We start from the raw sequence: 11,408 nt of genomic DNA, 5'->3' as shown, positions 1-11,408 counted from the left end.
TACCACGGTAGAAGAAGTCAGAGTTCAATCTAGGACAAGATATTGATTTTTCAACGAAGTCAGTACTAAAGAAGGTGCTTCAACGACCTAAGTAGCTCATGAATGCAATGAGTTAACATACAAAATAATGAGCTAACCAAAACGAAAGCTAGACGCCGTGATACTGCCAAACAGATCTTCTTGATGATATATACATTCAAACGTGTCGTTTTCGGCCGCACCAACAGCAACCATTAATGGGATAAGATGATCTTCACGTGGGTGTGCAAAGCGAGCCATAGGGGCCGATGCCCATTGGCACAAACGGGCAGTACGATCTTCTCCGGTAAAAGATAAACTGTGCTGTAACCAGTCATCAAACTGCTTTGAAGGTTGTTGCGCGCCGGGATCCATACGACGTAAGTTATGGTAGCTTAGCCCGCTTCCAATGATAAGTACGCCTTGATCTCGCAACGGCGCCAGCAAACGCCCCACATTGATATGCTGCGCCGGATCTAATGAAGCGTTTAATGATAACTGCACAACCGGTACATCTGCATCAGGGTACATGGGCTTTAACATAGTAAACGTCCCATGATCTAAACCTCGCGTGTTATCAAGCTTCACATCCAAACCCGCTGCCGCTAATAAAGCATGGACCTGATCAGCTAATTGGGGAGACCCAGGCGCAGGATAGCTAATATGATAGGTGTGCTCAGGAAAGCCATAATAGTCGAATACCATCCCCGGTTGGCTCGCGGCTGAAATACTAAAACCTTGTGTTTCCCAATGCCCACTAATAACCAATACAGCCTGTGGCGCTTGAGGCAAATTGTGAGGGATTGCACGCAATGAAGCCTCTAATTGAGCAAATAAAGTGCCTTGCTCTTTTTTCATCCACGGCCATGGGCCACCGCCATGTGATAAAAAATAGGTGGGTAAACGCATACCATCTCCTGACCGCTGCCATTAAGAACAGAGAGCAGTGTATATCAAAGCTAAAAAGAACAATCATGCATAGTTATTAAGAAACCATTCCACTAGACGCATACTATTAAACTTGTGACTAGGCTATGTGAAGCCTGTTTAGCCTCAGGAAGGTTACATTGGATGGTAAAAAGCGCGCAATGAGTTATCAACCTCTTGATAACGCTTTAGAAGATTACGAAGATTGTTGGGCAACTCTTTATCGTCCACAGAAATAAACCCCGCCGCCTCATAAAAATCGTGCAGATGCGGTTGCGCAAAACAATAGCTATGCGTTAACCAACCTTCCTTTTCTATGCAATCTAACAACCAGATACCGTAACCTTGACGCCGAAATTCACCTTCGACCCAAACACCCCGAATAATGCGCTCACCTGCCTGTATAGTGATGCGGGCAACCGCAATAATCAGATTAGATGCGTCAATTAATACGGCAACTGTTTCGCCGTTTCGCGGAAAGCCTTCGTAATTATTACGTTTATAAAAAGGGTGCAGCAAACGCCACTGAGAAGGTGATAACGCTACAAAACGGATGTTGTTGGGGCTAGAAGAGTTATCCAAAATGGATACTATCCTTAGTACTTGCTAGTGACTGGGCACGCTTTTTACCGCAAGCGGCCCTTTAATTAGAAAACATAGCAGAGGACTCCTTCCTAAGCTATGCCTCTGATCTCCTGATCAAGGTAAACCATAATGTTTGCCAAAATCTATCGTTGCTTTTAAGAAAGCACTTTACAGGTACTTATCTTCAAGCGACTCATTATAGGTATAGCCCATTGTCAGGAAAGTGCAAAGTACAGGCATAGAAAAAATGCCAAAGCGTTCTTCCACGGACGACTCCGCACCAAATTGCCTTGGCCTTAATTTTTACCCTGGTAACAGTAAGAAGGTTTTATCTTAGCCGTCATACAAACCGGCTATTCAATGCGTGATTGAATGCGACTAGGTGAACAAAAAAGTGCCTTACTTTTTCTTGATGTCGTCATTCATCAAATGCCGAATTTTTATAAAGCCCCACACCATAACACTAGCCATTGCAGCGACACCTAACAAGCTAGGCCACAGTGTTTCAAATGCATAAGGATCAATACCAAACATAATACGTGCCTCTTTTCTTTACGATTTAAGTACAGGTTAGAGACCTTATTTGAATAAAGAATTGACCTAACTCAACATTTAGCTGCCGCGCAATATCGACATCCAAAAACAAAAATAAACCATTGATTTAATTAACAAAAAGAAAAACCTCCACCCACACCATATGCCTATTACTTGATCTATATCAAACCGCTTTCATTATCGCTTAAGCCTAGCTAATTACCCTATTTTCTCCCTCCTAAAACCCATATATAGCCCTCCCCAAACCTGGCATCAACCTGCAAATCACAAATTTGACTAACGAAAATTGAATACTGGCTTTCAATTTATCAAAAATAGATTTCAATCTATTAATCAACAACTAAAACTATTAATAATCATATATCCATAAAAATAACTAATAGCGAGAACACCACAAAAAAGCCAGTAAAAACAAACAGTTACAAAGCATGAAAAAGCTTATAAAAAAGGACAAGAAAACCATAAAAAACCGTTTATTTTCAATAGCTTATACAATCAAAAAGTTTGTTAAAATCTTGCCAATAATCACAATTAGATATATACTTATCAATAAGTATTTAAGATTAATCAATAATGGTATAAGACTATGCAGGAACGAGAAATAAAGTTGCTTTTTAATGCGGGTGTTTTTGAATCTTGCCATGCAACGCCCATCGCCATGTCACGCGGCTGGACGTTAAAATTTATTGCGAAAGATGAAAACGTGATTACGCTCGACCTTCAGCGCAGTAAAAAAGAAAGGGAGTTTAAAAGCTTAGATGGGGCAGCAGCCGTGGCAAAACGCATAGGTTTTGAGTGGCTAAATGTGCATATTGGAGATATGGAATGGCAAGAAAAGGTATAAAGCGCTTTAAGTAACGCTTCATACCAATGAGATGATTACTGTATCGACTAACCGATGCCGTTTTCGAGCTCAGTCTCAGTGGCTTCTCGGACTGACGTAATCTCTATAGCAAACGTTAATACTTGACCTGCAAACGGGTGGTTGGCGTCTACCGTCACCACCTCGTCACCTATTTCGGCAACGGTTACTACTTCGGGCTGACCTTGTTCATTGGTCATTTCGCACATTGAGCCCACAGCCAAATCAGCCATCCCTGCAAATAGGGCTCTATCTACATCAAATAATTTATCTTCATCATGCAGCCCATAACCTTTCTCGGGCGGCACACATACATCAAATTTATCGCCCGCTTTATGACCTAACATGGCCTCTTCAAGGCCCGGTACAATTTGTTGTTTCCCATGAATATACGGAATAGGCTCTTCACCTTCAGTCGTATCAACGACTTCGTTTTGATCGTTTTTTAATTCATAGTGAAAAAAAACAACTGAATTATCAGCTACTTGCATGAAATACCTCACTTAGATAGGCGCTGTGAAATCCAGCTACCCAATGTTTTTAATGACTCCACAGAGACTTCGTGAGCCATTGCATATTCGTAAAACTCTGGATCAAAGCCCGTTTGCTTAAGTTGCTGTTTAGCCTCTTCAGCCATCGTTAACGGCACCACATCATCATAGGTTCCGTGCAGAATTAGTACAGGTAACGATGTAGCAGCCGTCACCGCAAGGCTAGACAACGGCCTTGGCAAGTAGGTCGACATCGCTGCTATTCCTCCTATCGAAGAGGAACCTTGCAGCCCTGTTTCATAGGCGACAGCACCGCCTTGAGAAAACCCCACCAGCAAAATACGTTGAGCATCAATGCCTTGTTCGATTTGATCATCCACCATTTTGTTAATGCGTATAATCGACTCATCTAACTGGTGGCCATTTATTTCGCGGCCATTATCCATGCTGATAATGTCGTACCACGAGCGCATCTCAAACCCACCATTAACCGTCACGGGCCTTACCGGAGCATTCGGGAATAAAAAGCGAATCTTCAATGATTCAGGCAATAACAGATAAGGTAATGTGGGCGGAAAGTCGGCCCCATCAGCCCCTAAACCATGCATCCAAATAATTGCAGCATCGGGTTGAGCTGCTGTTTCTACCGTAATAACGTCACTCATGGCTGAATCCTTTGTAAATCCCACCCATTATTAGCATTACGTGTGTAAATTAACCGATCATGCAAACGACTTTCTCGGCCTTGCCAAAATTCGAACTTTTCTGGAATAAGACGATAACCACCCCAGCGAGCAGGCCTTGCTACACAATCATCAACCGTATGCTCGGCCAGATCTTCTACCTTAGCCTCAAGAACTTCTCGAGACGCAACAGGATGACTCTGATGCGACACATGAGCGCTCAGGCGGCTCCCTAGTGGACGCGAATTAAAATAATGATCCGCTTGTTCAGGCAGCAGCTTTTCTACCCGTCCTTGAATCCGTATTTGTCGTTCCAGCCCATACCAATAAAATAAGATCTCAGCATAAGGGTTATCAGCTAATGCCTGGCCTTTTTGACTTTCGTAGTCGGTATACCATGCAAAGCCCGACTCATCGAAGTGCTTTAGCAACACAATGCGAGCCGAAGGTCGTCCTTGCTTATCTGCCGTGGCTAACGTCATCGAACTTACATCATCAGGACGCACTTGACGCGCGACGGCAAACCAGTCGGCGAATTGGGCAATAGGGTCGCCTTTCATCATTGATTTTGTAATACCTGTCGCTACGTACTCGCGGCGCAGCGCCGTCAAATCACCTTGCTCTTCTGCCATGGAAACCTCTCCTCTTAATGGCGCTAACTATAACGAAATCATCTCATTAAATCAGTGCGTATACTTACAAAACGCCCTCGTAGTTTCTGATTTACTGCGTAAAGTCAGTTACCTGCAATCTTGCTAACCAAGGTCAAAGGGAAATTCGTACACCCAGCACGCTTAGCTGATTCAAGGTTAGCACCCTCCATGAGTTATCTGGCATACTGAGCTTTGTAAATTTAGGTTAAATGTAAGGCATGTCAGATACGGAAATGTCCACGATTGATCACAACAAGGTACTCGTATGCCCAGCCTGCGACCTACTTATGGAAAACCGCGCGGTTCCTAACCGTCACGAGGCTGAATGCCCTCGTTGCCAAACGGTATTGATATCCAGCCGTCACCATACATTTGAATGGACGCTAGCTTTAGCTATTGCGGGCCTTATTCTGTTTTTTCCTGCAAATTTGTTTCCTATTTTATCCCTTAAAGCTTTAGGTCTTGTGCAATCTGAGACTATATTTGAGTCCGTCGCGGCTATGTATAGCAACGGTCTTTATGTGGTTGCGGGTTTAGTGCTCTTCTCAGCAATCATTATTCCTTTCATAAAACTCGTTTTAATGGCCTATTTGAGCACCTGCTTGTTATTTCACTACCCGGCCCCTTTTCTCGCTTGGGCCATGCGAGGCTATCAACAACTCGATAGTTGGGGCATGCTCGAGATTTACATGTTAGGCGTACTCGTTTCGATCATTAAACTCATTGATGTTGCTGCGGTGACGCCGGGGATTGGTTTATACAGCTTAGCCGCTTTAATTATTGTGACTTTGCTCACCTCAACACAGTTAGATAGCTACCGCTTTTGGCGACGCATAGAACAATTGGAACGCCGCCTATGATCCCTGAAGACTTACGTAAGTCCGCTATAAATTTTGGTATTATTTTATGCCACGATTGTCGCAAGCCCTTTCCAGAAACGATGGACCATCACTCATGCACACGCTGCGGAGCTAGCCTTCATAAACGCAAACAGCATTCCATTGCTTACACATGGGCTTTACTCATCGCCTCTGCTTTTATGTTATTGCCTGCCAATATGCTCCCAATTATGACGTTAACCTCTTTAGGGCAAGGGGGGCCTTCAACAATTCTGGGCGGCGTATTGCAACTGATGGATCACGGCATGATGGGCATTGCGTTAGTAGTGTTGACGGCATCAATCATCATCCCAGTCATGAAAATTATTGGCCTTATTATCCTGCTACTTGCCGTCCAACTAGGCTGGACAACTAATATGCGCCAAAAAATGTGGATGTACCGTTTTGTAGAATGGATTGGCCGTTGGTCCATGTTAGATATTTTTGTAGTAGCCATTTTAGCCGCCATTGTGCAGCTCGGTAGTTTAGCCAGTGTAACAGGCAACTCCGGTGCAACTGCCTTTGGTGTCTCCGTTATACTCACTATGTTAGCAGCCCATAGCTTTGATACTCGGCTTATATGGGATAAGCATTTGGAACAATTAGAGGTTTTTCCATGAGCGACAACACCCCTGTCATTAAACGCCGGCGCACCCCCTCGGCCGTTTGGTTCTTACCCATTTTAGCTGCCATCATTGCCGGCTGGCTGGTGTATCAGAACTATAGGGATCAAGGTGTGCTGATTGAAGTAATGTTCGATTCTGCAACAGGGCTAGAGGCTAACAAAACCAAGGTTCTTTACCGTGGTTTGCCCACAGGGGTGGTCAAAAGCCTAAAAATTGATGAAGACCTGCGTCGTGTGCGGGCGGTCATCGAAATGGTTCCGGAAACGGCCGATACCTTGACCGATGAAGCGCAGTTTTGGTTAGTTAAACCTCAAGTTTCTTTATCAGGAGTGCGCGGTTTAGAAACACTGCTCTCGGGCCATTACATTGGTTTTCAACCAGGCATGTCAGGTAAAACGACAGATACCTTTATTGCTAATGATCAACCACCTCCACCGCTCAAAGATTCAGACGGACTCTACCTGACACTAACAGCCGACAACGCTCGTTCGGTGTACCAAGGCGCTAAAGTATACTACCGCGATATTGAAGTTGGCGAAGTGCTAAGCCACACGCTCAGCCCCAATGGCCAGCGTGTGCTGATCGAAACATACATAGAACCCCGTTATACAGGGCTAATTAAAGAAAATACTCGCTTTTGGAATGCTAGCGGTATTCGTATTAAAGCGGATTTGCCAAAAATCGACATACAAGTTGATTCTTTAGCTTCCATTATCGCTGGTGGCATTCATTTTTCGCCACCCGATGAAGACGCAAAACCAGCGACTAACGGCACGCGCTTTAGCTTATTCGACGATTACGAAGCCGCTCAAGACGGGATTAATGTAAAACTTCGCTTCCCAAGTGCAACTGAAATCAGCGAAGGCACGGTTGTCATGAGCCGCGGTGTACAAATTGGTCGTGTCAAAGAGGCAACCGTCACCGATGACTTCAAATACTTGGATACCGTGCTGTTTCTTGACCCTCGCGCAAAAGATTTGCTCCGCGAAAGCTCCCGTTTTTGGTTACAAAAGCCGCAGCTGTCCATCACAAATCTATCCAATATTGGCGATCTATTGCGTGGCAGCTTTATAGAATTAGATCCAGGCCAAGGGGCTGAGAAACTCTCTTTTACTGCACTCAACTTAGCACCGGCCAAACGCCAACTAGCGATGGGTAAAAGCTTTGAACTCAAGACCGATACACTCGGATCAATTACCAAAGGCTCTCCTATTCTTTATCGCCAAATGCCTGTGGGTGAAGTGTTAAGTTATGAGCTTGGTAGTGATGGCTCTCACATCATCATCCATGCGGCTATAGAGCAACAGTACAGTCACTTATTAAGCGGCAATACACGTTTTTGGAATGCTAGTGGCATCAAGGTTAATGCAAGCCTACGCGGAGTATCTGTCTCTACAGAGTCGGCCACCAGCTTATTATTGGGGGGGATTTCGTTCTTTAACCCCGGTGATGGTAAAAAATCAGCGCCTAAATCCAGCTACACTCTTTATGATGATTATCAATCCGCCAGCGACAACGGAAAATTGTCTGATCAACGCTTTGCTGGTGCTCTAAAAATCCGATTGCATGCTGAAGAAACAGGCTCACTCAAAGCAGGAGATCCCGTACTGTATAAGCAGATCCGTGTTGGTGAGATCACTGATGTAACGCTCAATAAAGACGGTAATGCGGTCACCCTCTACGCCCTCATCGAAAAGCCTTATAAGCATTTAGTTCACGAAGGTACTCGCTTTTGGAATGCCAGCGGTATTTCCGCCGATGTATCCCTACGCCAGCTAGACTTAAAAATGGAATCCTTAGAGGCTCTAATTAGCGGTGGTATAGCCTTCGCGAACTTCGAAGAAGGCGTAGCCATTAAAACAAACCACCTATTCACTTTATACCCCAACGAGTCGCTCAGCGAACTACAACCTCTGGGTATTATTGTGACGTTCCCTGCCGGAAAGGATCTGCAACCCCTCGCTGATATTCGATATAAAGGGCAAACCGTTGGTAAAGTACGGAACGTCAAGGTAATCGAGCAAGGAAAGCGGATTAAAGCCTTTATTGACTTATATCGTGATGGTCACTTTTTAGCACAAGAAGGCAGCCGTTTTTGGGTAGTTTCCTCACAAATACGCCTTAGCGCTATTGAAAACCCCGAAGGGCTAATATTAGGTAATTACGTAGAAGCCTCCGAAGGAAACGGTAAAGCACAGTTTCAGTTTAAAGGGCTAACCAAAGCTCCTGCTTTTCGTAACTACGAAGGCTTAAACTTAATTGTGCAAGTACCTGAGTTGGGCTCACTAATGAAAGGCAGCCCTGTGTTCTTCCGCCAGGTTCCTGTAGGTCGTGTCACTAACTTTGACCTGCCCTCCGTGGGACAGCACGTCAATGTATTCGTCAATATTAACCCTGAATATGCATCGTACGTGCGAGCCGATAGCGAATTTGAAAATATCAGCGGCGTCCGGATGGACTTATCATTATTTGGTGGTTTGAAAGTGAAAGCGGAGAGCTTGGAAACAATTATTGGCGGCGGTTTAAGCTTTACCTCGCCAACTGACAGTCCAAAAGCCGCATCAGGTGCTATCTTTACATTAAAAGATGACTAAGAAGCCCAACCATGTTTCAGCCTTTACGACATACACTCGCTCGTAATAGTCGCAAGCGCCTGCCCCTTATCACGGCAGGTTTAGCCATTGCGGTTGTTACGAGCCTCACGGGTTGTCAAACATTGAACGACAACCGTAAGCCTTTCACCCTTAAACAACTTGCCAAGTCTGAAATTGACATGGTGACCGACCTCAACCTTCAAACCGTGAATAAACTATCGCGGAACTTACTCGTCAAGCTTTATAAGCTCAACCCACGAGAGCTAAAGAAAGCGCCACCAGGCATGACAGTAAAAAAGCGGATTAACCAACTATTTAGTTATCCGCGCACAGTACGATTTAGCGAACTTGGCGATTACTATTCAACCACGGCGATCACACGGGCCTTTGATCCAGACTTTAATGGAGATCGTGTTTTTGCGCTGATGGTCGGGGTAACAGGCATGATCCATACTAGCTACAACTTTCAAAATGAGTTTTTCATGCTCGACTCAATAAACCATCAAAAACTTTACAACAGTGCGCGTAACTTAGAATCCGTTGCTTGGCAAATAAACCACAAAAAAGACAAAAACAACGAGCTACTGCTTATTAGCAACAGCATTTCACCTCAATTAAACGAGGTTAACCTCAGTACCGAACGGCTATTTAGCAAGATGATTGCTCTACAAGATATGATGGCGATGATAGCGGCCGACCAAAACAACCGCACCATCAATAAAGTAGTGCACGGCGTAGCGTCTACTACTTTTTTACCTATCTAACTAATGCCTAAGCTAAGAGGCACTAGCCGATATTATTGGCCTGTTTCCATATCACGAATAAACGCATCGGACTCTTGTATCGCTCGCTCCATATCGCTAATTAAGCGATCTATGTTTTGCTGCAAACCAGCAAACTCTCCTTTGAGCGCGCCTATGGCCCGAGCATTTAAGTTATGCTTTAAATACAAAACATTATCGTTCAATGCGCTCAGCACAGGAGCCATCCGCTTTTCTGCCTGTCTCATCGTCCGTAACAACGCATTATAGCGACGTTGCGTACTCTTAAGCTGCTGGGCGCTTTGAGCACGTAAAGCTGCATTTTGATATTGGGACAGCTCATCCGTCCACTCATCAAACAGCGCCTCTGCCACTTTCTCCACTTGATTAATACGATCAGTGACTTCTTGCGCGGCGGCCGCGCTATCGTCATATTCATCCTTAAAACGATTGTAGAGAGTCTCTAGTTCAGCGCCGTCAAACTGTATAACCGCTTGGTATTGCGCTAATGCATCAGCAAACTGCTCTTGAGCATCGTCCTGCGCATCGCGTGCCTCTTCTACACGATCTACCAAGATATCCCGTTTATGCACACCGACCTTTTCCATCGCCGCATAATAAGCACTCTGACAACCACTCAAGGCTATCAATGCGGTTATCACAACCAAGATCCGCTTAGTCATCTACCTCTCCTACACCGTCTCAATACGATTAATTGCTTCATCCATTGACGTGTCAGCCGCTGTGTCCAACAAGATCGACTCTGTTCTCTCCAATGGACGGTTAATTTCTATTTCGCTAATTTTATGGTTCTCGTTTAGCTTCAAAGTAACATCAGCACGTTCTGGCATTTCTATCAGCATTTGTCGTGTTAAGCGCTCATAGTGCTGAATAAAACGCTGTATTTCCTGTTCATCCATTATACGTAGATGATCCGTAGGTTGCTGGGTATCAAAAATATACTTCACACGTTCAGCCAACTTTTTTTCTTGCAGTGAGCGCCACTCAAATACCGCTTCCATGCTCGGTACTTTGAGCATGATTAGCGTATCGATTAAATCAAAGAGCGCTTGATAAGGCCCAGCAAGCTGATCATTTACATACCGACGCCAATCACCATGAGGGTCCTCATTAGATTCTAATGCATTAATAGGGGCTACCAACGCCGCTTCATCTTGAGGTAGTGCTCCAACACACCAACCTTCAAACACTATAATATCCGCAGGCCCCAACCACTCTTGCCACACCGCTGACGGACATCGATCATCTATCGACTTATCGAATACCGGAATTTTAGTGGGTTGTTTGGGATCACCGTTCTTGAGTGAGCGAATAATATCGATGCCCAACTGAACATCATGTGTACCAGGTACACCTCGTGTTAATAGCAATGGATGGATTTCCTGAGCTAAGCGCTCACGCTCTTCACGAGTTTTGTACAAATCATCCAATGAGAATCCGACCACTTTTAAATCAAAGGCTTCGCTTAAAATAACCTCAATCAAATTAAACAACGTGGACTTTCCAGCCCCCTGAGCACCATTAATCCCAATAACCAGTGGCCCCACTTGTTGCTGCTTACGACAATATAACCAGGTGCCTAAAGGCACATAGATTGATTCAAACATTTCGACCAACCCAATATCGACCTTTAACGACGCCAACGCCGATGCAAACGCTTTTTCGACGACTTTAACGGCCTCGCTGCGCCGTTCAGCCGATAAGCACAACTGCTCTTTTGGCCACTGGGAGATCACTCTCATCAACCGCTATCC

13 protein-coding genes are annotated in these 11,408 nt (G+C 44.7%); 5 read left to right on the top strand and 8 right to left on the bottom strand.

Annotation, left to right across the window (positions count from 1 at the left end):
* Nucleotides 1-132: 132 nt before the first annotated feature.
* The 3 genes from OW491_RS01295 to OW491_RS01285 all read right to left on the bottom strand — a co-directional run bounded on the left by OW491_RS01295 (nucleotide 133) and on the right by OW491_RS01285 (nucleotide 2,064).
* Entirely contained in the window at nucleotides 133-927 is a 795-nt protein-coding gene (locus OW491_RS01295) for a class III extradiol ring-cleavage dioxygenase (RefSeq protein WP_290034425.1), read from the bottom strand.
* A 153-nt stretch (nucleotides 928-1,080) separates the two neighbouring features.
* Complete coding sequence (locus OW491_RS01290; protein WP_290034424.1) at nucleotides 1,081-1,527, bottom strand: GNAT family N-acetyltransferase; 447 nt, start codon at nucleotides 1,525-1,527, stop codon at nucleotides 1,081-1,083.
* Nucleotides 1,528-1,929: 402 nt separating this feature from the next.
* Nucleotides 1,930-2,064 (bottom strand): hypothetical protein, encoded by a 135-nt coding sequence (locus OW491_RS01285; RefSeq protein WP_281363037.1) that lies wholly within the window; start codon nucleotides 2,062-2,064, stop codon nucleotides 1,930-1,932.
* A 607-nt stretch (nucleotides 2,065-2,671) separates the two neighbouring features.
* On the opposite strand from OW491_RS01285, the gene OW491_RS01280 reads away from it, so the two are divergent.
* Nucleotides 2,672-2,929 (top strand): hypothetical protein, encoded by a 258-nt coding sequence (locus OW491_RS01280; RefSeq protein ID WP_075173811.1) that lies wholly within the window; start codon nucleotides 2,672-2,674, stop codon nucleotides 2,927-2,929.
* Between the two features lie 47 nt (nucleotides 2,930-2,976).
* On the opposite strand, the gene OW491_RS01275 is transcribed toward OW491_RS01280, so the two are convergent.
* From OW491_RS01275 to pdxH, 3 genes are read right to left on the bottom strand one after another with little or no spacing between them, the layout of a single operon-like run.
* Nucleotides 2,977-3,438 carry a peptidylprolyl isomerase gene (locus tag OW491_RS01275; RefSeq protein ID WP_075173810.1) on the bottom strand — a complete coding sequence of 154 codons (462 nt, stop codon included), beginning with the start codon at nucleotides 3,436-3,438 and terminating at the stop codon, nucleotides 2,977-2,979.
* Between the two features lie 8 nt (nucleotides 3,439-3,446).
* Nucleotides 3,447-4,103, bottom strand: coding sequence for a dienelactone hydrolase family protein (locus OW491_RS01270; RefSeq protein ID WP_075179845.1), 657 nt, complete (start codon nucleotides 4,101-4,103; stop codon nucleotides 3,447-3,449).
* Nucleotides 4,100-4,753, bottom strand: a complete 654-nt coding sequence (pdxH, locus tag OW491_RS01265; RefSeq protein ID WP_075173808.1) for a pyridoxamine 5'-phosphate oxidase — start codon at nucleotides 4,751-4,753, stop codon at nucleotides 4,100-4,102. Before pdxH ends, OW491_RS01270 begins: the two co-directional genes overlap by 4 nt.
* A gap of 239 nt (nucleotides 4,754-4,992) precedes the next feature.
* On the opposite strand from pdxH, the gene OW491_RS01260 reads away from it, so the two are divergent.
* From OW491_RS01260 to OW491_RS01245, 4 genes are read left to right on the top strand one after another with little or no spacing between them, the layout of a single operon-like run.
* Nucleotides 4,993-5,634: a paraquat-inducible protein A gene (locus OW491_RS01260; RefSeq protein ID WP_083610123.1), complete on the top strand. Its 642-nt coding sequence runs from the start codon at nucleotides 4,993-4,995 to the stop codon at nucleotides 5,632-5,634.
* The gene (locus OW491_RS01255) at nucleotides 5,631-6,272 is read left to right on the top strand and encodes a paraquat-inducible protein A (protein WP_075173807.1); all 642 of its coding nucleotides are present in this window, start codon (nucleotides 5,631-5,633) and stop codon (nucleotides 6,270-6,272) included. Before OW491_RS01260 ends, OW491_RS01255 begins: the two co-directional genes overlap by 4 nt.
* A complete protein-coding gene (locus OW491_RS01250; RefSeq protein ID WP_290034423.1) occupies nucleotides 6,269-8,872 on the top strand; it encodes an MlaD family protein in 2,604 nt (867 codons plus the stop codon). The genes OW491_RS01255 and OW491_RS01250 overlap by 4 nt, the downstream gene beginning before the upstream one ends.
* 11 nt (nucleotides 8,873-8,883) lie before the next feature.
* Entirely contained in the window at nucleotides 8,884-9,636 is a 753-nt protein-coding gene (locus OW491_RS01245) for a hypothetical protein (RefSeq protein ID WP_290034422.1), read from the top strand.
* 32 nt (nucleotides 9,637-9,668) lie between these two features.
* Here OW491_RS01245 and OW491_RS01240 read toward each other — a convergent pair whose 3' ends face one another.
* Both OW491_RS01240 and OW491_RS01235 read right to left on the bottom strand, forming a co-directional pair.
* Complete coding sequence (locus OW491_RS01240) at nucleotides 9,669-10,316, bottom strand: DUF2959 domain-containing protein (protein ID WP_290034421.1); 648 nt, start codon at nucleotides 10,314-10,316, stop codon at nucleotides 9,669-9,671.
* 9 nt (nucleotides 10,317-10,325) lie between these two features.
* On the bottom strand, nucleotides 10,326-11,396 hold the full coding sequence (locus OW491_RS01235; protein ID WP_290034420.1) for a hypothetical protein: 1,071 nt from the start codon (nucleotides 11,394-11,396) through the stop codon (nucleotides 10,326-10,328).
* Nucleotides 11,397-11,408 lie beyond the last annotated feature (12 nt).

The sequence above is a fragment of the Neptunomonas sp. CHC150 genome (assembly GCF_030397555.1).
Taxonomy (GTDB): Bacteria; Pseudomonadota; Gammaproteobacteria; order Pseudomonadales; family Balneatricaceae; genus Neptunomonas; species Neptunomonas phycophila.
The sequence above is the reverse complement of the archived record's forward strand: the minus strand, read 5'-3'. Positions and strand labels throughout refer to the sequence as shown.